The 24,079-nt window shown below is 71.2% G+C and carries 18 protein-coding genes; 9 read left to right on the top strand and 9 right to left on the bottom strand.

The features are described from left to right. Positions 1 to 28 precede the first annotated feature (28 nt). A complete protein-coding gene (locus ACZ64A_RS25000; RefSeq protein WP_469813269.1) occupies positions 29 to 1,723 on the top strand; it encodes a hypothetical protein in 1,695 nt (564 codons plus the stop codon). Positions 1,724 to 1,815: 92 nt separating this feature from the next. Here the strand turns inward: ACZ64A_RS25000 and ACZ64A_RS24995 are convergent, their stop codons facing one another. Continuing rightward, entirely contained in the window at positions 1,816 to 2,229 is a 414-nt protein-coding gene (locus tag ACZ64A_RS24995) for an organic hydroperoxide resistance protein (protein ID WP_469813267.1), read from the bottom strand. A 116-nt stretch (positions 2,230 to 2,345) separates the two neighbouring features. On the opposite strand from ACZ64A_RS24995, the gene ACZ64A_RS24990 reads away from it, so the two are divergent. Then, the gene (locus ACZ64A_RS24990; RefSeq protein ID WP_469813265.1) at positions 2,346 to 2,831 is read left to right on the top strand and encodes a MarR family winged helix-turn-helix transcriptional regulator; all 486 of its coding nucleotides are present in this window, start codon (positions 2,346 to 2,348) and stop codon (positions 2,829 to 2,831) included. A gap of 351 nt (positions 2,832 to 3,182) precedes the next feature. Here ACZ64A_RS24990 and ACZ64A_RS24985 read toward each other — a convergent pair whose 3' ends face one another. Further along, complete coding sequence (locus ACZ64A_RS24985; protein ID WP_469813263.1) at positions 3,183 to 3,809, bottom strand: TetR/AcrR family transcriptional regulator; 627 nt, start codon at positions 3,807 to 3,809, stop codon at positions 3,183 to 3,185. A gap of 158 nt (positions 3,810 to 3,967) precedes the next feature. Between ACZ64A_RS24985 and ACZ64A_RS24980 the strand changes: the two genes are divergently transcribed. From ACZ64A_RS24980 to ACZ64A_RS24970, 3 genes are all read left to right on the top strand, one after another. After that, positions 3,968 to 4,885, top strand: a complete 918-nt coding sequence (locus tag ACZ64A_RS24980) for an ABC transporter permease (protein WP_469813262.1) — start codon at positions 3,968 to 3,970, stop codon at positions 4,883 to 4,885. A gap of 46 nt (positions 4,886 to 4,931) precedes the next feature. Further along, positions 4,932 to 5,747, top strand: a complete 816-nt coding sequence (locus ACZ64A_RS24975) for an ABC transporter ATP-binding protein (protein WP_469813745.1) — start codon at positions 4,932 to 4,934, stop codon at positions 5,745 to 5,747. A gap of 117 nt (positions 5,748 to 5,864) precedes the next feature. Beyond that, positions 5,865 to 7,517, top strand: coding sequence for a serine/threonine-protein kinase (locus ACZ64A_RS24970; protein WP_469813261.1), 1,653 nt, complete (start codon positions 5,865 to 5,867; stop codon positions 7,515 to 7,517). Between the two features lie 77 nt (positions 7,518 to 7,594). Here ACZ64A_RS24970 and ACZ64A_RS24965 read toward each other — a convergent pair whose 3' ends face one another. Then, positions 7,595 to 12,547: an NAD-glutamate dehydrogenase gene (locus ACZ64A_RS24965; RefSeq protein ID WP_469813260.1), complete on the bottom strand. Its 4,953-nt coding sequence runs from the start codon at positions 12,545 to 12,547 to the stop codon at positions 7,595 to 7,597. 917 nt (positions 12,548 to 13,464) lie between these two features. Between ACZ64A_RS24965 and ACZ64A_RS24960 the strand changes: the two genes are divergently transcribed. Further along, positions 13,465 to 14,031 carry a DJ-1/PfpI family protein gene (locus tag ACZ64A_RS24960; RefSeq protein ID WP_469813258.1) on the top strand — a complete coding sequence of 189 codons (567 nt, stop codon included), beginning with the start codon at positions 13,465 to 13,467 and terminating at the stop codon, positions 14,029 to 14,031. A gap of 3 nt (positions 14,032 to 14,034) precedes the next feature. Here ACZ64A_RS24960 and ACZ64A_RS24955 read toward each other — a convergent pair whose 3' ends face one another. Next, complete coding sequence (locus tag ACZ64A_RS24955; RefSeq protein WP_469813257.1) at positions 14,035 to 14,700, bottom strand: HAD family hydrolase; 666 nt, start codon at positions 14,698 to 14,700, stop codon at positions 14,035 to 14,037. A gap of 57 nt (positions 14,701 to 14,757) precedes the next feature. Continuing rightward, positions 14,758 to 15,273, bottom strand: coding sequence for a DUF6912 family protein (locus ACZ64A_RS24950; protein ID WP_469813744.1), 516 nt, complete (start codon positions 15,271 to 15,273; stop codon positions 14,758 to 14,760). 285 nt (positions 15,274 to 15,558) lie between these two features. Between ACZ64A_RS24950 and ACZ64A_RS24945 the strand changes: the two genes are divergently transcribed. Then, entirely contained in the window at positions 15,559 to 16,107 is a 549-nt protein-coding gene (locus ACZ64A_RS24945; RefSeq protein ID WP_469813256.1) for an Rv3235 family protein, read from the top strand. A gap of 133 nt (positions 16,108 to 16,240) precedes the next feature. On the opposite strand, the gene secA is transcribed toward ACZ64A_RS24945, so the two are convergent. After that, entirely contained in the window at positions 16,241 to 19,051 is a 2,811-nt protein-coding gene (gene secA / locus ACZ64A_RS24940; protein WP_469813254.1) for a preprotein translocase subunit SecA, read from the bottom strand. A gap of 280 nt (positions 19,052 to 19,331) precedes the next feature. Between secA and ACZ64A_RS24935 the strand changes: the two genes are divergently transcribed. Beyond that, the gene (locus ACZ64A_RS24935; RefSeq protein ID WP_469813253.1) at positions 19,332 to 19,901 is read left to right on the top strand and encodes a GNAT family N-acetyltransferase; all 570 of its coding nucleotides are present in this window, start codon (positions 19,332 to 19,334) and stop codon (positions 19,899 to 19,901) included. Between the two features lie 85 nt (positions 19,902 to 19,986). Beyond that, on the top strand, positions 19,987 to 21,177 hold the full coding sequence (locus ACZ64A_RS24930) for a winged helix-turn-helix domain-containing protein (protein WP_469813251.1): 1,191 nt from the start codon (positions 19,987 to 19,989) through the stop codon (positions 21,175 to 21,177). A gap of 53 nt (positions 21,178 to 21,230) precedes the next feature. Here the strand turns inward: ACZ64A_RS24930 and ACZ64A_RS24925 are convergent, their stop codons facing one another. From ACZ64A_RS24925 to ACZ64A_RS24915, 3 genes are all read right to left on the bottom strand, one after another. Then, entirely contained in the window at positions 21,231 to 21,980 is a 750-nt protein-coding gene (locus ACZ64A_RS24925; RefSeq protein WP_361638535.1) for a response regulator transcription factor, read from the bottom strand. Positions 21,981 to 22,184: 204 nt separating this feature from the next. Then, entirely contained in the window at positions 22,185 to 22,877 is a 693-nt protein-coding gene (gene hpf / locus ACZ64A_RS24920; protein ID WP_469813250.1) for a ribosome hibernation-promoting factor, HPF/YfiA family, read from the bottom strand. Between the two features lie 315 nt (positions 22,878 to 23,192). Then, positions 23,193 to 24,035, bottom strand: a complete 843-nt coding sequence (locus tag ACZ64A_RS24915) for a ComF family protein (protein WP_469813248.1) — start codon at positions 24,033 to 24,035, stop codon at positions 23,193 to 23,195. Between the last annotated feature and the right edge of the window lie 44 nt (positions 24,036 to 24,079).

Raw genomic sequence — 24,079 nt, 5'->3', positions numbered from 1 at the left:
CCCGAATGTCCGATCATCCGGTCGTCCGATGAGCACGGACGCCCACGCGGGCGTGCCCGCGGGCGCGAGCCCCGGCGCCGTCGGACGCCGGTCCGCGCGCGGCGCGACCGCCCTGCGCGGTGGACGACCGTGGCGCCCGACGCCGTACCAGGCCGTCGGCCTGCTCTTCTGGCTGGTGATGACGCTGGCGTACTGGCGGGTGCCGCTGTGCTGCGACGCCGGCCAGCACGCGGCGGTGATCGAACGGCTGCGCGCCGATCTGCTGCATCCCCGCCTCCCGATGGCCGACCTGCCGGGCGCGGGCAGCCCGTACTACTCGCCGTACGCGCTGGCCGAGGGCGTCTTCGCGCGACTGACCGGGCTGCGCGGCTGGGAAGTGGTGCGGCTGGCCGGCCCGTTCAACCTGCTGCTGTTGCTGACCGGCCTCGGCCGGTTCCTGCGGACGCTCACCCCGCGCCCGTGGGCGCCGGTGCTCGCCCTGGGCACGGTGACCCTGCTGTGGGGCACCGAGCGGCTGCTGTGGAGCGGCTGTCCGAGCCTGATCGCGATGACCACCGACCTCGGCTACCCGTCCACCGCCGCGCTCGGGCTGACGCTGTGGGCGTGGGCGCTGACCGGGACCCGGGCCCGGGACACGCGCCGGGTGCGCTACGTCGGCCCGAGCGGCCTGCGCGGCTTCGCCGGGTACGCCGCCCTGGGCGTCCTGTACGGCACGATCCTGCTCGTGCACCCGATCACCTTCGTGGCGACGGCGACGGGAGCGGTCGCCCTGGTGGCCGGGTGGCAGCGCGGACGGCGTGCCGCGGTGGCGGTCCGCTGGGGGCTGACCTTGGCGGTCGCCCTGCTGACGGCCGCGGTGTGGCCGTACTGCGATGTGCTCGCGCTGGCCGGGAACGGCAGCGTGGACCCCATCCACCGGGGGCTCTACGACCACCTGGTGGCCCGCTTCTGGCTGGCGCTGCTGCCCGGGCTGCCCGCACTGTGGCTGCGGGCCCGGCGGTACGGGCGCCGCGATCCGCTGGTGCTGATGTTCGCGCTGGACTGCCTGGTCGTGGCGTACGGCTGGATCACCGGCCACTACACCTACGGCCGGGTCCTCGGCGCGGCCCTGCTGCCGCCCCAGATCGCAGTCGCGGTGGAACTGACGGCGCCCCGGCCGTGGCGGACGGGGCGCAAGGCGTTGGGGGCGGTGACCGCCGTGGCCGCGGGGGTGGGGTTCTGCACGGTCCAGGCCGGGGCGGTCGTGCCGCGCTGGCTGGACCCGGTGGGTTTCGAACAGCCGCCGGACTGGCCGTCGTACGCCTGGGCCGCGCGGTACATCCGGCCCGGCGAGGCGGTCATCGCCGACGGCTACCAGGCCAAGCGCATGCTGCCCGGATACGGCCCCGACCTGGCCGTGCCGACCTGGCCGGACCCGGCGCTGGACGAGCGCGCGCGGCGGCGGCGTGAGGCCGACGTGGACGCCTACCTCGCCGACGGCTCGACGCGCGCCGAGCGGGCGGCGATCGCCCGCCGCTACCACGTGCGCTGGCTGCTGCTGACGCCCCGGCGCCGGCTGCCGGCGGAGGCCGTCGTGGTGGCGTGGAGCGGGCGGACCGGGGAGGTGCTCGCGCGGGTCGGCGGGACGGGGTCCCCCGCCGGGGCGCCCGTGACTTCAGGGGCGGATGCTCCCGCGGGTTCCGGATCGGGCGCGCCCCTGACTCCGGATCGGGCGTGCCCCTGACTTCCCGATCGGGCGCGCCCGCGGCTTCCGGATCGGGCGCGCCCGCTGCTCCCCGGTGAGGAGCGGCGGGCGCGCTCCGGGCGCTCAGGGGGTTACTCGATGATCAGGTCGACGGGGATGTTGCCGCGGGTGGCGTTGGAGTAGGGGCAGACCTGGTGGGCGGTCTCCACCAGCTTGCGGCCGGTGGCCTCGTCGATGTGCTCCGGCAGCTCGATGCGCAGGGTGACGGCGAGCCCGAAGCCCTGGCCCTCCTTGCCGATGCCGACCTCGCCGGTCACGGCGGCGTCGCTGACGTCCACCTTGGCCTGCCGGCCGACCAGGCCGAGGGCGCTGGCGAAGCAGGCGGCGTAACCGGCGGCGAAGAGCTGCTCGGGGTTGGTGCCCTGACCGTTGCCGCCCATCTCCACCGGGATGGCCAGCTGCAGGTCGAGGCGGCCGTCGGAGCTGACGGCACGGCCCTCGCGGCCGTGGGTGGCGGTGGCGACGGCGGTGTAGAGCGTGTCCATGGCGGACCTTCCCTGTCGGAGTCGGAGTCGGTGACGGGCTCAAGTAGAGCACGAAATTGAGTTGTGTGCAATTAAATGACTCGCAACTTGATTGGGCCGGGGCTACCCTGGATCTCATGACCCCGACCACCCCGCCGACCGCCGAGCAGGAGGACTGGCTCCGCCTGGACCGCCAGATCTGCTTCTCGCTGCACGCCGCGTCCCGCGCCTTCAACGGCGTCTACCGCGTGATCCTCAAGGACCTCGGGCTCACCTATCCGCAGTACCTGGCGATGCTGGTGCTGTGGGAGCGGGGCGAGCTGCCCGTCAAGAAGCTCGGCGAACACCTGCGCCTGGACTCCGGCACGCTCTCGCCGCTGCTGAAGCGGCTGGAGGGGGCCGGGCTGGTGCGGCGCGAGCGTGACGCCCAGGACGAGCGGTCGGTCCGGGTGCGGCTCACCGAGGAGGGCACGGCACTGCGCGAGCACGCGCTGGAGGTGCCGCGCCGGATCATGGCATCCACCGGCTTCGACCTCGACGAGATCCGCGAACTGCGCGGCCGCCTCGACCGACTGACGACCGCGCTGGACGCGGCGGCACAGGGGGAGGGCGTCAGGTCTTGAGCGGGGGGCGCCATTGTCGTCTGCGGGTGTGCGGGGGCTGATCGCGCAGTTCCCCGCGCCCCTTTTGTGCCTGCGGCGGCCCGTTGCGGTCGCGTCGTGGCGCGCGTCGCCTACGGCCGGTTTCTGAGTCGGGGCCGGGGTGGGGGGTGTCCGTCCTCGGTCCGGCCACCCGTTTCCGACGAGGGGCGCCGTTGGTCGGTGCCGGACGCTGCGGGCGGACACCCCCCACCCCGTCCCCTCCCCGCCGTACGCGGGTGCACCTACGCGGTGGCGCGCGCAGCGGCGGCCGCCGCAACGGGCGACCAAGTCTCGTGGGCGCGGGCCTCGCAGTCGACCCGCAGGCCGGCGGGCCTACAGCGCCCTGAGGGACGCCGCCGTCGCGCGGGACAGGGCGTCCAGGTAGTCCTTGGGCAGCTGGGGGCTGCGGATGACGACCGAGCGCCAGTACAGGGGGCCGGAGATCAGGTCGAGGGCCAGGTCGTCGTCGATGTCGTCGCGGACCTCCCCGCGCCGCTGCGCCGCCGCCACGATGCCGCTGGCCACGCCCTCCTGGCCCTCCCGCAGGGTCTTCTGCATGGCCTCGGCGATGTCCGGGTTTCGGGCCGCCTCCGCCTGGAGGTCGGGGATGATCTGCGAGGCCACCGGATGGCGCAGGGCGCGCGAGGTCACCTGGTACAGCAGCCGCAGATCGCCCTCCAGCGTGCCCGTGTCCGGCACCGGCAGGCCCATCACCGCCAGCGCCGACACCACGTCGAGCACCAGGTGCAGCTTGGAACGCCACCGCCGGTACACCGCCGTCTTGCCGACGCCCGCCCGCCGCGCGATGCCCTCGATGGACATGCGCGCGTAGCCGACGGCCGCGAGCTCCTCGAAGACGGCCGCGCGGATGGCCTCCGTCACGTCCTCACGGAGTACGGCGGCGCCGGCGGGGGCCCGGCGGCGCGCAGGCGTCTGGGGCCCGTCGGCGTTCGTCGTCATACGAACAGCATAGGCCGTCACGACGAAACGGTTGCGTCCCGACGTCGGATGGCCCTACGCTCGCGTTACGACGCTACGGTCTCGTTCCGACGTAAGAATCCGGATAGAGAACCGTGAAGAACGACGGGAAGACCCCGCCCCGAACGAAAGCAGCGGATGTGAGCCAGGCCCTCGACACACCGCCCCCGAGCTCGAAGCCGGCCGCCCAGATCGACCTCGCGGCGCTCGCCGCCCGCCACGGCCTGTCGGTGAGCGGCGCACGCCCCTCCCTGCCGCAGTACGTCCGCCAGCTGTGGGCGCGCCGCCACTTCATCACCGCCTTCGCCACCGCCAAGCTCACCGCCCAGTACAGCCAGGCCAAGCTGGGCCAGGTGTGGCAGGTGATGACCCCGCTGCTGAACGCGGCGGTGTACTACTTCATCTTCGGCGTGCTGCTCGGCACCAAGCACGGCGTCGCGGACTACATCCCGTTCCTCGTCACCGGCGTGTTCGTGTGGACGTTCACCCAGAGCTCGATCATGGCCGGCACCCGCGCCATCTCCGGCAACCTCGGTCTGGTGCGCGCCCTGCACTTCCCGCGCGCCGCGCTGCCGATCTCGTTCTGCCTCCAGCAGCTCCAGCAGCTGATGTTCTCCATGGCGGCGCTGCTGGTCATCCTGTTGTGCTGCGGCGTCCCCGTCACCCTGTCCTGGGTGCTGCTGGTCCCGGCGCTGGTCCTGCAGTTCGCGTTCAACGCGGGCGTGTCGCTGATCATGGCGCGGATGGGCGCGAAGACCCCCGACATCGCCCAGCTGATGCCGTTCCTGCTGCGCACCTGGATGTACGTCTCCGGTGTCATGTGGAGCATCCAGAAGACGGTCGGCCACGACCATCTGCCGCACGGGGTCCTCACCGCCCTGCAGTGCAACCCGGCCGCCGTCTACATCGACCTCATCCGCTTCGCACTGATCGACACCTTCCACGCCAACCAGCTGCCGCCGCACGTGTGGGCGGTCGCGACGGGCTGGGCCCTGCTCGCGGGCGTCGGCGGGTTCATCTACTTCTGGAAGGCAGAGGAGACCTACGGCCGTGGCTGACACCCTCCTGAACGGCACCCTGGCCGACGGCCTCCTGAGCGACGCCCTGCCCGAGGGCTTCCCGGGCGCCGCCGAACCGGCCCCGACCGTCGTCGTCGACCACGTCGACATCGTCTACCGGGTCAACGGCACGGGAGCCGGCCGCGGCAGCGCGACCGCCGCCCTCAACCGCATCCTGCGCCGCGGCAAGACCGAGAAGGTGTCCGGTGTGCGCCGGGTGCACGCCGTGAAGAACGTGTCCTTCGTCGCGTACAAGGGCGAGGCGATCGGGCTCGTCGGAACCAACGGCTCCGGCAAGTCCACGCTGCTCAAGGCCGTCGCGGGCCTGCTGCCGGTGGAACGGGGCCGTATCTACACCGACGGCCAGCCCTCCCTGCTCGGCGTCAACGCCGCCCTGATGAACGACCTGACCGGCGAGCGCAACGTCCACCTCGGCGGCCTCGCCATGGGCATGTCCCGCGAGCAGATCAAGGCCCGGTACCAGGAGATCGTCGACTTCTCCGGGATCAACGACAAGGGCGACTTCATCTCCCTGCCGATGCGCACCTATTCCTCCGGCATGAGCTCGCGGCTGCGCTTCTCCATTGCCGCCGCCAAGGACCACGACGTCCTCCTCATCGACGAGGCCCTGGCCACCGGTGACGCCCGCTTCCAGAAGCGCTCGGCCGAACGCATCGAGGAGATGCGGGGGCAGGCCGGCACGGTCTTCCTCGTCAGTCACAGCAACGCCTCGATCCGCGAGACCTGCGGCCGCGTGCTGTGGCTGGAGCGCGGCGAACTCCTCATGGACGGCCCCACCGAGGACGTCATGAAGGAGTACGAGGCCTTCACCAACGGCGGCAAGAAGCCCCGCCCCCTGTAGGCCAACCGCCGTGAGCGGACCGGCACTTGAAACCGCGAGCGGCGCCGGGCCGCCCTCCGTTACCCTCGCCGCACACGGCGATCAAGGAACGGGGGCGCGGTCGGCATGGCGGCGGACGTGACAGGTGAACGGCTGCGGGCGGAGGACCCGAGGGAGATCGCCGGGTACCGGCTGCTCGCCCGCATCGGCGAGGGCGGCATGGGCACCGTCTACCTCTCCCGCACCCGCGGCGGCCAGCCCGTCGCGCTGAAGGTGATCCGGCGCGACCTCGGCGGCGACCAGGGCTTCCGCGCCCGCTTCGAGCAGGAGGTGCAGGCGGCCCGGCGGGTGCAGGGCTACCACGTCGTCCCGGTCGTCGACCACGACACCACCGGTGAACGGCCCTGGCTCGCCTCCGTGTTCGTCCCCGGCCTGCCCCTGCACGAGGCCCTCGCGGCACACGGCCCGCTGCCGCTGCCGGCCGTGCTGCAGCTCGTCGGCTGCACCGCGCGGGCGCTGAGCGCGATCCACTCCGCCGGCATCGTGCACCGCGACCTCAAGCCCGGCAACATCCTGCTGTCCAACCAGGGCCCCTACGTCATCGACTTCGGCATCGCCCGGGCCGCCGACGCCACCCAGCTCACCGTGTCCGGCGGTGTCATCGGCACCCCGCAGTTCATGTCCCCCGAGCACGCCCTGGGCGAGCCGGTCGGGCCCGCCACCGACATCTTCTCCCTCGGTCTGATCGCCGCGGTCGCCGCTACCGGCCGCCACCCCTACGGCGACGGCGGCGCCCTCACCCTCGCCGCGCAGATCGCCAACACGGCCGTACGCCCGCCCCGCCTGGACGCCTACGACGAGCGGCTCCGCCCGCTCCTGACGCGCTGCCTCGCCGCCGACCCCGCCGCCCGGATCGGCACCGAGGAACTGGCCGCGCTGTGCGAACAAGCCGCGGGCCGCCTCCTGAACGACTTCACCGGCTGGCTCCCCGAGCCGCTCTCCGCCGCCCTCGCCGCGCGCGAACGGGCCGCCCTCACACCGCCGCCGGAGCCGACCGTCACCGATCAGGGGCCGCAGGCGCCGAGGCCGCCGCACGGTCCCACCTTCGCCGCTGCCCCGACCGTGGCGCCGCCCCCGCCGACGTACGCCCCGGCCGCCCCGCGCCGCTCCCGTACCGGGCTCGTCGTCGCGGGCGCCGCCCTGGCCGTCGTTCTCGCGGTGACGGTGACATGGGCGCTGACCCGTTCGCACGGCACGTCGGACGAGGGCCAGGGGCAGAAGCAGGGCGACGGCAAGCAGTCGGCGCAGCCCACACACTCCGCCACGCCTGCGCCGAGCCCGGACCCGGCAGCCTCGCACTCGGGCTCGCCCTCCTCCGACTCCGGGTACACCGCCGTGTTCACCGACCGGGCCTTCGCCCTGCGCTCCCCGGGCCCGGCCGCCGTCGTCCAGGCCGACCTGGACATCCCCAAGGTGCACGGCACGTCGGACATCACGTCGGGCAACGAGATCGAACTCGACGAGGTGGCGGGCGGACACTGGACCTTCAAGACGCCCTGGGGCAAAAGCGCAGGCACCACCCCCGAGCAGTGCCTGCAGGGCGCCCAGGGCGACGTCCTGCCCACCGAGATCGAGGCGAAAAACCTGCGCACCACCATCCCGGTCGGCACGGTCCTGTGCACCGAGACGGACGAGGGACACCTGGCCATGCTGAAGGTCACCGGCATCACCGCGAGTGCGGGCAACCTCCCCGACTACGCCACCGAGCTCACCCTGTGGAAGCAGCCGTAACCGAGGCGCGCAGGCGACAAAGGGGGGCGCCCCGGACCGTACGAGGTCCGGGGCGCCCCCTTCGACGCAGAGGTGACTTACGAGTGCGCCCGCAGCAGCGTCCGCATCGTGCGCATCGCCACCGACAGGTTGGCGAGGTCGAACGCGTCCGAACCCTGGATCTCCTCCAGCGTGGTGCGCGCCCGTCCGAGGATCGGCGCGTTCTTCTGCTGCCACAGCTCGAAGCGCTGCTCCGGCGTGGACGTGCCGTTGCCGACGGCCAGGACGTCCGCGGTGAGCGCCGCGTGCGCCGCGAAGAGGTCCTCGCGGATCGCCGCGCGGGCCATCGACTGCCAGCGGTCGTTGCGCGGCAGCTCGATGATGCGGTCCATCAGCTGCGTGATGCCGAGCCGGTCCGCGAGGTCGTAGTACACCTCGGCGACGTCCAGCGGCTCCTTGCCCATGCGGTCGGCGATCGAGACGATGTCCAGCGTCGGGAACGCCGAGGAGAACCCGGCGACCCGCGTGGCCAGCTCGTCCGGCACGCCGGCCCGCGTCAGCTCGTCGTAGATCTGCTCGTACCACTCGAGGTCGTCGCCGCGCAGCAGCTTCGGCAGCTCCTGCCACACGTGCTCGACGCGCTCGGCGAAGAAGTCCACCGTCTCGCGCAGCTGCAGCGGCTGCGGCCGGTTGTTGAGCAGCCAGCGCGTGCCGCGCTCGACCAGCCGGCGCGAATGCAGCCGGATGCGGGTCTGCACGGCGGCGTCGACCTTGTTGTCCAGCTCCTCCACCGCGTCCCACACGGCCGCCGAGCGGAAGATCACACGGGCCGCGGTCTGCGCCCGGACGATCTCCTCCAGCGACGCGCCCGTCTCCTCGCGCAGACGGTGCAGATACGTCGTACCGCCCGTGTTGACCGTGTCGTTGACCAGCACGGTCGTGGTGATCTCGCGGCGCAGCGGGTGGCCGTCGATCCGCTCCGCGAACCCTTCGCGCAGCGCGGTCGGGAAGTAGCAGTGCAGCAGCTCGCGCAGGTACTCGTCGTCCGGCAGCGAGGTCGCCAGCAGCTCCTCGGAGACCGTGATCTTCGTGTACGCCAGCAGCACGGCCGTCTCCGGGCCGGTCAGGCCCTGGCCCTGCGAGAGGCGCTCGCGGATCTGGCGGTCGGTGGGCAGGAACTCCAGCGCCCGGTCCAGGTGACCCTCGCGCACCAGGTGGCGCAGGAAGCGCTGCTGGGCGTGGAGCATGTCCTTGGACTGGGCGAGGGCGTTGGCGATCGCCGTGTTCTGCGCGTAGTTGTTGCGCAGGACGAGACGGCCGACCTCGTCGGTCATCTCGGCGAGCAGCTTGTTGCGCTGCTTGACGGTCATGTCGCCGTCCGCGACCAGGCCGTTGAGCAGGATCTTGATGTTCACCTCGTGGTCGGAGGTGTCCACACCCGCGCTGTTGTCGATGGCGTCGGTGTTGATCTTGCCGCCGTGGTGCGCGAACTCGATCCGGCCCAGCTGCGTCGCGCCCAGGTTGCCGCCCTCGCCGACGACCTTGACCCGCAGGTCGGCGCCGTCGACACGGATCGCGTCGTTGGCCTTGTCGCCGACGTCGGCGTTGGACTCGGTGGAGGCCTTGACGTAGGTGCCGATGCCGCCGTTCCACAGCAGGTCGACCGGCGCCTGGAGGATCGCCTTCATCAGCTCGGCCGGGGTCAGCTTGGTGACGCCCGCCTCGATGCCGAGGGCCTCGCGGATGTGCGCGTTGACCTGGATCGACTTGGCGCTGCGCGGGAAGATGCCGCCGCCCGGGGACAGCAGCTCCTTGTTGTAGTCCTCCCAGCTGGAGCGCGGCAGGTCGAACAGGCGGCGGCGCTCGGCGAAGGAGGTCGCCGCGTCCGGGGTCGGGTCGATGAAGATGTGCCGGTGGTCGAACGCGGCGACCAGCCGGATGTGCTCGCTGAGCAGCATGCCGTTGCCGAACACGTCACCGGACATGTCACCGATGCCGACGACCGTGAAGTCCTCGCTCTGCGTGTCCACGCCCAGCTCGCGGAAGTGCCGCTTCACCGACTCCCAGGCGCCGCGGGCGGTGATGCCCATGCCCTTGTGGTCGTAGCCGGCGCTGCCGCCGGAGGCGAAGGCGTCACCGAGCCAGAAGTTGTACGACTGCGCGACGTCGTTGGCGATGTCGGAGAACGTCGCCGTGCCCTTGTCGGCGGCGACCACCAGGTAGGTGTCGTCCTCGTCGTGCCGCACGACGTCCTTGGGCGGGACGACCTCGCCCGCGACCATGTTGTCGGTGATGTCGAGCAGCGCCGAGATGAACGTCTTGTAGCTGGCGATGCCCTCGGCCAGCCACGCGTCGCGGTCCACGCCCGGGTCGGGCAGCTGCTTGGCGACGAAACCGCCCTTGGCGCCCACCGGCACGATGACGGTGTTCTTCACCATCTGCGCCTTGACCAGGCCGAGGATTTCCGTGCGGAAGTCCTCACGCCGGTCCGACCAGCGCAGACCACCACGGGCGACCTTGCCGAAGCGCAGGTGCACGCCCTCCACACGCGGCGAGTACACCCAGATCTCGAACGCCGGGCGCGGCGCCGGAAGGTCGGGGATGGCCTGCGGATCGAACTTCATCGACACGTACGCGTGCGGCGTGCCCGCGTCCGTCTTCTGGAAGAAGTTGGTGCGCAGCGTCGCCTTGATGACGGTGAGGAAGGAGCGCAGGATGCGGTCCTCGTCCAGGCTGGCCACCTGGTCGAGAGCGGCGTCGACCTCCTCCAGCAGCGCGTCGATCAGCTCCAGCCCGGCCTTCTGCCGCTCGGGCGCCATCCGCGCCTCGAACAGCGAGACCAGCAGCCGCGTGGTGTGGACGTTGTTGCGGAGGGTGTCCTCCATGTAGTCCTGGCTGAAGGTGGAACCGGCCTGCCGCAGGTACTTCGCGTACGCCCGCAGCACCATCGCCTGCCGCCAGGTCAGCCCGGCGCTCAGCACGAGGGTGTTGAAGCCGTCGTTCTCCGCCTTGCCGGTCCAGGTGGCGGCGAAGGCCTCCTGGAAGCGCTCGCGGGCGTCGTCGCCCAGGTAGTCGCCGCCGCCGACCGCCTTCGGCATGCGCAGGCCGAAGTCGTAGATCCACGCCACGGACCGGTCCGCGCAGCGCAGCTCGTAGGGCCGCTCGTCCATCACCTCGACGCCGAGCTGCGCCAGCACGGGCAGCACCTTCGACAGCGAGATCGACTCGCCCTTGCGGTAGATCTTGAAGCGGCGCTCGTCCTGGGCCGCGCCCACCGGCTCGTACAGGCTGAGCGAGAAGTCCTTCTCCTTGCCCAGCGCCTCGAGGTGGACGAGGTCGGCGACCGCGGAGCGCGGGCTGTGGTCGGCCTTGTAGCCCTCGGGGAAGGCGTTGTTGTAGCGGCGCAGCAGCTCCGCGGCGTGCTCCTCGCCGAACTCGGCGTTCAGCGCCTCCGAGAACCCGTCCGCCCAGGAGCGGGCCGCCTCCACCAGGCGGGCCTCGATGCGCTCCTTGTCGCTGTCGCTGAGCTCCGGCAGCTCGGTGCCCGGCGCGACCCGGACGACGAAGTGCAGCCGGGACAGGATCGACTCGGTGTTCCAGGCGGTGAAGTCGACGCTGGTGCCGCCGAGCTCCTCCTTGAGGATGTCGATGATCCGCAGCCGCACCCCGGTGGTGTAGCGGTCGCGGGGCAGGTAGACCAGGGCCGAGTAGTAGCGGCCGTACTCGTCCTGCCGCAGGTACAGCCGCAGCCGGCGGCGCTCCTGCAGATAGAGGACGGAGGTGACGATGGCCTGGAGTTCTTCGGCCGGGGTCTGGAACAGCTCGTCGCGCGGGTAGGTCTCCATGATCTGGAGCAGGTCGCGCCCGTCGTGGCTGTTCGGGGAGAAGCCGGCGAGCTGCAGCACCTCGTCCACCTTGCGGCGGATGACCGGCACGCGCAGCACGGACTCGGTGTAGGCGGCGGAGGAGAACAGGCCGAGGAAGCGGCGCTCGCCGATGACGTTGCCGTCCGCGTCGAACTTCTTCACACCGATGTAGTCGAGGTACGACGGCCGGTGCACGGTCGCGCGGCTGTTGGCCTTGGTCAGCACGAGCAGCTTGTGCTCGCGCGCCTTGGCGCGGGCGTCGGCGGGCAGCCGCTCGAAGGAGGGGCTGACGGGGTGCTGGTCGTCGTCGGCGTGGTGCGGGTCGGAACGCAGGATGCCGAGGCCGGTGCCGGGGACGGCGGCCAGCGAGTCGTCCTCGCGCAGCTGGTACTCGCGGTAGCCGAGGAAGGTGAAGTGGTCGTCGGACAGCCAGCGCAGCAGCTCGCGCGCCTCCTCGACCTGCTGCACGGGCAGGTCCTCGGGGCGGGGCTCGGAGGGCAGGCCGTCGGCGAGGCGGGCCGAGGCGTCCCGCATCTTCTCCCAGTCCTCGACGGCCTCGCGCACGTCGGACAGCACGCGCAGCAGGTCCGCGGTGATCTGCTTGAGGTCGCCGCGGTCGGTCTCGCGGTCGATCTCGACGTGGATCCAGGACTCGATGTGCGCGTCGTGCGGCAGGTCGCCGGACGGCGGGGTGGTGAGGACCTCGATCAGCTTGCCGGTGAGGTCACGGCGCACCACGATCTGCGGGTGGATCACGACGTGGATGCCGCGGCCCTGCCGGGTGAGCTCGTTGGTGACCGAGTCGACGAGGAAGGGCATGTCGTCGGTGACGACCTCGACGACGGAGTGGCTGCACGTCCAGCCGTTCTCATCGACCGTCGGCGTGTGCACGCGGACGTTCGCCGTGCCCTGGGGGCGGTTCTCGGCCAGGCGGTAGTGCGAGTGGGCGGCGCCGAAGACGTCGACCGGGTCGCGGTCGGCGAGGTCCTCGGGCGCGGTGTGCAGGTAGTAACGCTGGAGGAACGCGAGTACGGTCTCCCGGTCCGAGGTGCCCGTGCCCGGGGTGTCCGGGGAGCCCTCGGCCGTCGCCCCGGTCGGAAGGTGCCCCCCGACCGGGCTGTTCTCAGCGACCCGGGCCGCCCTCTCGAGCAGCTCGGCCTTGGCTTCGTCCAGCTTGGTCTGCATTGTCCTCTGGCTCCTGTCGCGCGCCGTTGCGTGACGTAGAAGGAAGTACGGTCTCCGGCCTTCCGACGTGACGCCGAGACGCGGGGTGTCCGGTCTGTTCCGACGCTATGCCGCAAGGTGAGATGAGTGGGGGGATATCAGCCATGTTCAACACACCCGCAACACGGGACGCCGTTTCGCGTGCCGCCTGCTTCAGGGATGTGTCCGGCGTCCTGGGAGCCCTTGGGGCCCCGACCCGCCCATGAAGACCAGCGACCGCCGCCCGGTCACGGATGTCGTCCGTGCTCGCCGGGCGCAGGGCAGGGGCAACACTGCCCCCGCGAGCTATCGCGCTGATCACGCCACCAAGGCTATCGCTCCTTACCGGGGGCCCGTCATGAGCCGTATGTGTACAAATCCAGGGGTAGAAGTTTGACGTTCTGCACAGGGGCTGGAGGGCGGAGGGTGGCGTAGGTACGAAATCCGCAGCGATTCGGCCACGCCGTCGCCGCGCGACCGGCCACACAACCGGCGCCGCCGATCGGCCCGCGCCGAGCCGGCATGCGGCATGCGGCATGCGGCATGCGGCATGCGGCAGCGTCCGGCGGAACCGACCGCCTGCCGCCGGGTCCGCCACTGGCACCGGGTCCGGCACTGGCACCGACACCGGGTCCGACGCTGACACCGCCGACGTCCGCCACCGTCAGGCGGCATGCCTGCGACGTCCGCTGCCCTCAGGCGGCCTGCGGCGCGCCGATGACCGTGGCACGCAAGCCGCCGGCCGACCCGCCAGGGCACTGCCAGGGCACTGCCAAGGGTGGAGTCACCGCCGCCGTCCAAGGAATGCCCACGCAATCCGGCGCGCCCCCCTTGGCAACGCCGTCCTGGCGAGGCACGTTGCCCTTGGAAGCCACTGCCCCGAGGGGAGCGCAGCCGACATGCCCGCGAAAATCCTCATCGTCACCGGCGACGCAGCAGAGTCCCTGGAGGTCCTCTACCCCTACCAGCGCCTCATCGAGGAGGGCTACGACGTCCACATCGCGGCCCCCACCCGCAAGAAGCTCCGGTTCGTCGTCCACGACTTCGAAGAGGGCTTCGACACCTACACCGAGAAGCCCGGCTACACCTGGCCCGCCGACCTCGCCTTCTCGGAGGTCGACCCCGGTGACTACGCCGCCGTCGTCATCCCCGGCGGACGCGCCCCGGAGTACCTCCGCAACGATCCCGAACTCCGCAAGATCCTCAAATCCTTCTTCGACGCCGACAAGCCGGTCGCGCAGATCTGCCACGGCCCGCTCGTCACCGCCGCCGTCGACGGCCTCCGTGGCCGCCGGGTCACCGCGTACCCCGCCCTGGAGCTGGACATGCAGTCCGCCGGCGCCACCTTCCAGGACGCCGAGGCGGTCGTCGACGGCACCCTGGTCTCCTCCCGCGCCTGGCCGGACCACCCGACCTGGATGCGCGAGTTCCTGACCGTGCTGCGCGCGAAGGCCCCCGTGACCTGACCCTCACGCGGCTATGCGCCGGGCCTCCTCGACGGCCTCCTCGAGCGTGTCCACCACCGGCACCCCGACCCCCTCGAGGCTGGCCCGGCTGTGCGACCCGCCGGTGTACAGCACCGCCTGCGCCCCGGCGTGCCGCGCGGCCACCGCGTCGTCGGCGGCGTCCCCGATCACCACCGTGCGCGCCGGGTCCACGCCCGTCAGCAGACTCAGATGCCGCACCATGTGCTCGGCCTTGCTGCCGCCGGACGGCCCCGTACGCCCGTCCACCCGCAGGAAGTGCTGCTCTATCCCGAAGGTCCGCACGAGCGGGACGAGGTCCTCGTGCCCGTACATGCTCAGGATCGACTGGCTGTGCCCCGCGGACCTCCACCCGGCCAGCAGTTCGGCGGCGCCCACGGTCAGCTCGCACCGTATGCGGTGCTCGGTGTAGTACCGGTGGAAGACGCCGTCCATCAGCTCCCACTCGGCATCCGTGGGCAGCCGGCCCAGCAGCCGCTCATAGAACTTCGGCACCGGCACGCAGTACAGCGCGCGGTACTGCTCCAGCGTGATCGGCTCGAGACCCAGCTCGCCGAACGCCGCGTTCGTCGCCCCGATGATCGCCTCATTGTCGTGGAACAGCGTGCCGTTCCAGTCCCAGACAATGTGCGACGCTCCTCGCATCCCCATGTCGAAAAAGGTACCCGCCCCCACTGACAATCGGGGACTGACGGTGATCACCGCAGCTCAGATGCCCTGCACCAGGTTCGGGATCTCCTGCGTCGCGTACCAGAGCAGCTCATGGTCCTCGGCGCCGTCCACCACGAACTGCGCGTCGTCGTCCCCACCGTCCGCCGCCGCCAGCGCCTGCGCCGCGGCCGCCACGTCCGCCTCGGCGTCGTCCGCGTCCACGTGCACCGCGGCCGCCTTGGCCAGCCGTACGACCCCGCTCACCCGCACCTCGCCGAGCGTCGCCGCGTCCAGCGCCCGGCCGGGATCGGCGCTCGCCGCGCCGTCGGGCACGTCCACGGCGACGACCACCCGCCGGCGCGCGGCGTCCGGGTCCGCCGCGAGCAGCCTCAGCGAGGCCAGCGCGGCCCGGCTCAGCGCCGCGTACTCCAGCTCCTCGATGTCGTCGGAGACGTACCACTCCCGCAGCCCGGGCGTGACCGCGTACGCCGTGACCGGCCCGCCGGCCCCCAGCTCACCCGACTTGTACGCCTCGGCGAGCGCGGGGAGGGTCAGGGGGACGTAGACGCGCATGGCCGGCCGCTCTCTCGTGGTCAAAGGGTCTTCAGGATACGTGGGACGGTCCCCTTTCGGGTTCCTGTCCCCGGGCTCGACGGCGTCCATCCCCGTCCGCGGGTTCACCCCCCACCGCCCGCCCGACGGCGGGATCCCGCCCCACCGCGTCACCCGGATAAGTGAATCTCCGTCCGGCCCTCGCCGGCGGATCCCTCCCTTGCCCGGCTCTCACCGGCCGTACAAGATCCGTGACAGGAAGTTACCGACCGGTATCGACCGGCTCGCCGTGAAACGGGGACACGTATGAACAAGGTCATGACCAGGCTGCAGCGCCGCGCGGGCACCCGGCCGGCCGGCCGCCGCGACACCACCCGGCCGGGCGGCACTCCCCCGCGCACCCCGGGCGGCACCCCACCGCGCACGGCGTCCGGCGCCCGCCCGCCGGCCGGCCCGGGCCGCACCCCCCGCGCCCGTACCCGGCCCACGGACACCCGGCCCCCGACGGCCCCGCCGGCCCCCGTCCCCACGGACTTCTTCGCCGAGCGCCTCCTCGCCGTCCTCACCGGCCGGCGCCCCGTCCACTTCATGCTCGGCCACACCCGCGGCCGCGCCTACGACGAACTGGCCTGGCTGGCCGAACGCGGCCCTCTGCGCGCCGCCCGCGGCCCCCAGCCGGTCGTCCACGACCTCGGCTACTACGAGGTCCACCCCGGCGCCCTGGAGGTCTTCGCCCGCATCACCACGGGCAACCGCCTCAGCGCCCTGGCCTTCCGTCTGGAACGCGGCCAGGACCACCGCTGGCGCTGCACAGCCGTCGACACCGGCGGCCCCCGCCGCCCCGACACGGACTGACCCCCGGACAGCAACGGGCCGGCGCAGGCACACCGCGCTCCGCGCCGCAGGCACCCGCACGCCGAAGGGCCGGGCACCCTCAGGTACCCGGCCCTCAGCTCACGTCACACGGTCAAGTCCGCGCAGCGCACCATCACTTCTTGCGGCGACGCCCGCCCCGCTGCTTGCGCCGCTCCGCCCGGGTCAGCCCGTCCGTCTCGGACCGCAGGCCGTCCTCGTCGGTCGTCAGGTCACCCTCGATGATCCCGCCCTCGCCGTCCACGGTCGGCGCGGAGAAGTGCAGGTTCCGCTGCTGCGGCGCGTCCAGCCCCTTCGCGCGGATCTCCGGACGCGAGGCACCCGCCTGCGCCGGCACCGCGTCCTGGACGCCCGCCGCGGGCACGACGTCCTCGACCGGAACCTCCTCGACCTGCTGCTCGACCTGGACCTCCAGGTTGAACAGGTAGCCGACGGACTCCTCCTTGATGCCGTCCATCATCGCGGTGAACATGTCGAAGCCCTCGCGCTGGTACTCGACCAGCGGGTCCTTCTGGGCCATCGCGCGCAGGCCGATGCCCTCCTGGAGGTAGTCCATCTCGTAGAGGTGCTCACGCCACTTGCGGTCCAGCACCGACAGCACGACCCGGCGCTCCAGCTCCCGCATGATCTCGGAGCCGAGCTGCTCCTCACGCGCCGCGTACTGGTCGTGGATGTCGTCCTTGATGGACTCCGCGATGAACTCGGCGGTGAGCCCGGCCCGGTCGCCGGCCGCCTCCTCGAGCTCCTCGATGGTCACCTTGACCGGGTAGAGCTGCTTGAACGCGCCCCACAGACGGTCCAGGTCCCAGTCCTCCGGGAAGCCCTCGGCGGTCTCGGCCTGCACATAGGCGTCGATGGTGTCGTCCATGAAGTGCTGGATCTGCTCGTGCAGGTCCTCGCCCTCCAGGACGCGGCGGCGCTCGCCGTAGATGACCTCGCGCTGGCGGTTGAGCACCTCGTCGTACTTCAGGACGTTCTTGCGCGTCTCGAAGTTCTGGGTCTCCACCTGCGCCTGGGCGGAGGCGATCGCGCGCGTGACCATCTTGTTCTCGATCGGCACGTCGTCGGGGACGTTCGCCATCGACATCACGCGCTCGACCATCTGCGCCTTGAACAGCCGCATCAGGTCGTCGCCCAGCGACAGGTAGAACCGGGACTCGCCCGGGTCGCCCTGACGGCCGGAACGACCGCGCAGCTGGTTGTCGATCCGCCGCGACTCGTGGCGCTCGGTGCCGAGCACGTAGAGACCGCCGAGCTTCTCGACCTCGTCCTTCTCGGCCTTGACCGCTTCCTCGGCGCGCTTGAGCGCCTCGGGCAGGGCCGCGGCCCACTCCTCGATGTGCTCCTCGGGGTCGAGGCCGCGCTGGCGCAGCTCCGCCTCGGCGAGGTCCTCGGGGTTGCCGCCGAGCTTGATGTCGGTACCACGGCCGGCCATGTTGGTGGCCACCGTCACGGCGCCCTTGCGGCCCGCCTGGGCGACGATCTGCGCCTCGCGCTCGTGGTGCTTGGCGTTGAGCACCTCGTGCTGGACGCCACGCTTGCTGAGCTGCTGCGAGAGGTACTCGGACTTCTCGACGGACGTGGTGCCGACGAGGATCGGCTGGCCCTTCTCGTGCTTCTCGGCGATGTCGTCGACGACCGCCTCGAACTTCGCGACCTCGGTGCGGTAGATGAGGTCCGACTGGTCCTTGCGGACCATCGGGCGGTTGGTCGGGATCGGGACCACGCCGAGCTTGTAGATCTGGTGGAACTCCGCGGCCTCGGTCATGGCCGTACCGGTCATGCCGGACAGCTTGTTGTAGAGGCGGAAGAAGTTCTGCAGGGTGATCGTGGCGAGCGTCTGGTTCTCGTCCTTGATGTCCACCCCTTCCTTCGCCTCGATCGCCTGGTGCATGCCCTCGTTGTAGCGGCGGCCGGCGAGGATACGGCCGGTGTGCTCGTCGACGATCATGACCTCGCCGTCGATGACGACGTAGTCCTTGTCGCGCTTGAACAGTTCCTTGGCCTTGATGGCGTTGTTGAGGTAGCCGACCAGCGGGGTGTTCACCGACTCGTAGAGGTTGTCGATGCCCAGCCAGTCCTCGACCTTGCTGACGCCGGACTCGTGGATGGCGACCGTGCGCTTCTTCTCGTCGACGTCGTAGTCGCCGGTCTCCTCGATGCCCTTGAGCGGGTTGCCGGCCTCGCCGCGCTTGAGGCGCGTGACCAGCTTGGCGAAGTCGCCGTACCACTTGGTGGCCTGGTCGGCCGGGCCGGAGATGATCAGCGGCGTACGGGCCTCGTCGATGAGGATGGAGTCGACCTCGTCGACGATGGCGAAGTTGTGCCCGCGCTGGACCAGTTCGTCCTGCGACCACGCCATGTTGTCGCGCAGGTAGTCGAAGCCGAACTCGTTGTTCGTGCCGTAGGTGATGTCGCACGCGTACTGCTCGCGGCGCTGGGCCGGCGTCATGTTCGCGAGGATGCAGCCGACGGACAGGCCCAGGAAGCGGTGGACGCGGCCCATCATCTCGGAGTCGCGCTCGGCCAGGTAGTCGTTGACCGTGACGATGTGCACGCCGTCGCCGGACAGGGCGTTCAGATAGGCGGGCAGGGTGCCGACGAGGGTCTTGCCCTCACCGGTCTTCATCTCGGCCACATAGCCCAGGTGCAGGGCGGCGCCGCCCATCATCTGCACGTCGTAGTGGCGCTGGCCGAGGACGCGCTTGGCGGCCTCGCGGACCGTGGCGAACGCCTCGGGCAGCAGGTCGTCCAGGCTCTCGCCGTCGGCGTACCGCTGCTTGTACTCATCGGTGAGGGCCCGCAGCTCGGCGTCGGAGAGGTCGACGAAGTCCTCTTCGATGGAGTTGACCTGGTCCGCGATGCGGTGCAGCTTGCGCAGGATCTTGCCTTCGCCTGCACGCATGATCTTCGAGAGGACGGACACGGGGGTTGGTCTCCTTGCCGGTCGGGCCTGGGACGGTCGGTTACCACTTGACTTACTGAGCAACGGCCATCGTATGCGAGGACCCCGCCGCGCCGGGAGGCCTGCCGTGACGAGGACCGTCCCTCCTTCTGTGCTCTGCTTCAAATCTCCTTCAAGGAGGACAACGGCCGAGCGGCGCGGATGGTGCCGGATGCCGCCGACGAATTGCGCGAAATGTGATCGCCCGCTCACCCAGAGCAAAAGGATGGCGGACGTCGACCGGCCCGAGCAGAATCGGCCGATGGAACCCGTCACGCTCGCCACCGACCGCCTCGTCCTGCGCACGGTGGGCCCGCAGGACACCGACGCGGTGTACGCCGCCGCCCAGGACCCGGACATCCAGCGCTGGACGACCATTCCCTCGCCCTACCTGCCCGAGCACGCGCGTGCCTTCATCGAGCAGACGGTCCCCGAGGGCTGGGCCGACGCCTCGATGTGCACCTTCGGCGTGTTCCTGCCCGGCGGTGAGCTGACCGGCATGCTCGCCCTGACGATGCGCTCCCTGGGCATGACGGAGGTCGGCTACTGGGCGGCGAAGGAACACCGCGGTCACGGCTACCTCACCGAGGCCACCGTCGCCGCCACCCGCTGGGCGTTCACCCACCTCTGCGTCGACCGCGTCGAATGGCGGGCCGAGGTGGGCAACCACGCCTCCCGCGCGGTGGCGGAACGGGCCGGTTTCACCATCGAGGGCACACTGCGCTCCGCGCTCAACAACAAGGGGGTACGCCGGGACTGCTGGGTGGGCTCCCTGCTCCCCTCGGACCTCGACCTGCCCTCCACGGCGCCCTACTTGCCGGCCCGGGCATGACCGGCGCAGCCGCAACTCCCGCCCCACGCGGCGAGAAACCCCAGCTCACCACGGTCTGTCAGTCCCGACCCCTATCGTGCCGAGCATGACGACCCCGCGCCCCACCGCAGAGCTCACCGCAGACGAGGCCCGCCGCATCGCCCTCCGTGCCCAGGGTCTCCTCGGCACGCCGTCGTACGCCCGCCGCAGCGGCCCCGGCGCGGCGGTCCGCGGTGTTCTCCGTCACCTCGGCGCGGTCCAGCTCGACACCATCTCCGTCCTGGCCCGTTCGCACGAGCTCGTTCCCTACGCCCGCCTCGGCGCGGTGGGCCGCAAGACCGTCGAGCAGGCCTACTGGACGGACGCGCACGCCTTCGAGTACTGGTCGCACGCGGCGTGCATCCTGCCCGCCGAGGAGTGGCCGCACTTCGCCTTCCGCCGCCGCGCCTACCGCAACCGCCCGCACTGGCACCACGACCTCCCCGACGGCGCCTACGACCAGGTCATCAAGCAGTTGCGGAGCGACGGCCCGCTGACCGCGACGGAGCTGGGCGGCGCCAAGAAGACGAACGACTGGTGGGACTGGTCCGGCACCAAGGTCGCCGTGGAACGCGCGCTGATGTACGGCGAGGTGGTCTGCGTGACCCGTCGCGGCTGGAAGCGCGTCTACGACCTGGCCGAGCGGGCGATCCCGGCGGAGCTGCTGCACGACGAGCTGGACGACACCGAGTGCGTACGCCGTCTGGTCCGCCAGGCGGGCGAGGCCCTCGGCGTGGGCACGCGCGCGGACATCGCCGACTACCACCGGCTCAAGGGCGAGCAGGTGGACGCTGTGATCGCCGACTCGGGTCTGGTGCCGGTGACGGTGGAGGGCTGGGGCCGCCCGGCGTGGGCGGACCCGGCAGCCCTGCGGACCCCGCCGCGCGGCCGGCACCGCACCACGCTGCTGTCGCCGTTCGACTCCCTGATCTGGGAGCGGGCGCGCACGGAGCGGATCTTCGGCTTCACCCATCGGCTGGAGGCCTACGTCCCCCGGCCCAAGCGGATCCACGGCTACTTCGCCATGCCGGTCCTGGCCGGCGGTCGCCTCGTGGGCCGTGTCGACCCGGCGCGCGAGGGGGCCACGCTGGTCGCCAAGCAGGTCACCGTGGACAGCGGGAAGGCCGTGCCGTCCGTCGCCCGGGCGCTGGTGGAGGCGGCGTCCTGGGTGGACTGCACGGACGTGCGCGTGGAGCGTGTCGAGGCACCGGAGCTGCGCGAGCCGCTGATCGCCGAGCTGGCCCGGCTGACGGCCTGACGCACACCGGAGCGATCACCTCGGTCGATCACCGGCAACGCTCGCCTGAACGCTCAGCGGATCTCGAGGATCTTCTCCCGCATCGCGTAGACCACGGCCTCCATCCGGGAGTGCAGCTGCAGCTTCTCCAGGATGTTGCGCACGTGGTTCTTCACGGTGTTCTCGGAGATGAACAGCTCCTTGGCGATGTCGCGGTTGTTCATCCCGGTGGCGACGAGCTTGAGCACCTCCAGCTCACGGTCGGTGAGCCGCGGCGCGGGCACCAGCCGGCGCTCGTCGGTGCGCTGGATCATCGATTTGAACTCGGTGAGCAGCTTGGAGGCCATCGAGGGGCTGATCTGCGACTGGCCGTCGGCCACCGCGCGAATGGCGGTGGCCACCTCGTCGGTGGAGATCTCCTTGAGCAGGTAACCGGTCGCGCCCGCCTTGATCGCGTCGTAGAGGTCGGCCTCCTCGTCGCTGATCGTCAGCATGATGATCTTCGCGCTGGGGGCGACCTCCTTGATGGAGGTGCACGCCTCGATACCGCCCCGCTTGGGCATGCGCACATCCATGAGCACGATGTCCGGCAGCAGATCGGCGGCCTTTTCCACGGCCTCGGCGCCGTCACCGGCCTCACCGACGACCTGGATGTCCTCCTCGGCGGCGAGCACGATCTCCAGGCCGCGGCGGAAGAGGGCGTGGTCGTCCACGACCAGGACTCTGATCGGCTCGCTGCGTGCGGAGCCGGCAGTGCCCGGGCTCATGCCGACGACGCCGTCATCGGCGTCCTCGTCCCGCATCGGTCCGAAGGTGTCCGCCATCGTTCCTCCCCCTGAAGGCTGTGGCCCGTGGTCCTGTGCCATCGCCAACCCAAGGCAACGACCCACCGGTTGAGCCGTTGCGGCCATGATTCCATGCCTCGGCGACAACGCGGTGACGCAGCGGTGGGCGAAGGGTCGCACGCCGGTGCCCCTGGGGGCGCACGCCGCGCTCCAGGGGCACCGGCCCGGCTGTCGTACGGAGGGTCAACCGCCCAGCGAACCGCCCGCGTCGGGGGAGGACGCCTCGGTGACCATCGTGTCGGTCCTGAGGTGGATCACGCCGTAGTCGTAGGCGTGGCGCCGGTAGACGACGCTGGGCTCCTTGGTCTCGGAGTCGACGAAGAGGTAGAAGTCGTGGCCGACCAGTTCCATCTCGTAGAGGGCCTGGTCGAGTGTCATGGGGGCGGCGACGTGCGTCTTCTCGCGTACGACGAGGGGGCCGTCGCCCTGCACCTCGAGCGAGCCGATCTTCTTGGTGGGCACGCTGTCCGGCTCTTCCGCCGGGACGGGATGGCCGTTCCCGTTGAGCGTTGCGACGCCCGGGACGTGGTTGGGGACCTCTGCTGCGCTGATCCGCTTGGCTCCGCGGCGGGTGAACCGCTTGTCGTGCTGCTTGCGCAGCCTGGCTTCCAGCTTCTCCGCCGCCAGGTCGAGTGCCGCGTACGGATCGTTGGCAGCCGCCTCCGCCCGGATCACCGGACCGCGGGAGCGGAGGGTGATCTCCACTCGGTCGCATCGGTCGGCCTGTCGGGGGTTGGGCTCCTTGGACACCTCGACGTCGAGGCTGATCACCTTGGCATCGAGCTTCTGGATCTTGTCCAGCTTCAGCTTCTCGGCCACGTGCTTCCGGAACCGCTCGGGCACCTCGGTCTTGCGGCCCTTGACGACGATGTCCACGCAGAACTCCGTTCCCGGATCACCCCGCTTCACTGGCGGGGCATCTCCCTTTTGCACCAGGCTCCGGTGTGGCCCGGAACCGCGGACTCGGTGACTTTCACCTCCTCCTCCCCCATGGGCAAGATCTACACCCCCTGTGCTGCGGATGATTACTCAAAACCCGCGGCACGGCATTCGGAAACGAGGGGCATGGCCTGCGGCTTTCCCTCACAACCGAACATATCTCGCCCGGCCGGATGTCGTCACCCTCTCCTGACGTGTACCTCCCTTCAGGTGAATTGACCCCTCATTACCTGCAACGACAGAAGTTCTCGATCAGTTCCGGTTTATTTCGAAAGCATCGGGAGAAGCCGCGACCACCGCCGCGCAGACCACACGGCCCGCGCGGTTCCCGTCCGGCATTCCCCACCTCACGTGCGCCCGATCCGGTCTCCCTTCCGGCACAGCGGCTTCGCGTTCCTTCCGTCCTTCCCCACCCGCTCCGGGGTACACGGGCGACACGCCGGTATCACTCACCGCTCGCGCCGCCTCACCGAGCGAGGCACCGGTCGTCATCAGATCGTCGACGAGCACCACGGGACCGCGCGCGAGCAGCCGCCCGCCGCCGGGTACGACCGTCAGCGCGCCCGACAGATTCTCCAGCCGCTCCCGGGAATCCAGCCCCGCCTGGTCGGCCACCACCCGCCGCTGCCGCAGCACCGCCGCCACCCGGACCGGCATCCCGCCCCGGCGCAGCTCCCCGGCCGCCGCCAGCGCGATCCGCCGCGCCGGGTCGTGCCCGCGCGCCCGTACCGCCGCGCGCGCCGACGGCACCGGCACCAGCAGCACGCACCCGCCCGCCGACACGCCACCGGGCACTCCGCCCTGCCGGAGCCCGGCCCGCACCGCCGCCGCCAGCGCCTCGCCCAGCGGCCGGGCCAGCGCCAGCACGCCCCGCTCCTTGTGCGCGAGCAGCAGTGCCCGCACCTCGTCCGCGTAGGGCGCCGCCGCGTGCACGGCCGGCAGGCCCGGTGGCCGCGGCACCGGCCGCACCCGGCACGGCACGGCCCCGCTCAGCGCCGTACGGCACGCGGGGCAGAGCACCGCACGAGGCCGCCCGCAGCCGGCGCAATCGACCGGCAGCACCAGGTCGGTGAGGTCCTGCCACCACCCCCGCATAGGACCACTGTGCCAAGCACGCCGGACCCCGGCCACCCCTGTGG

The organism is Streptomyces sp. NPDC104814, from assembly GCF_055583185.1.
Note: the sequence above shows the minus strand (reverse complement) of the source record. Positions and strands in the feature narration are given on the sequence as shown.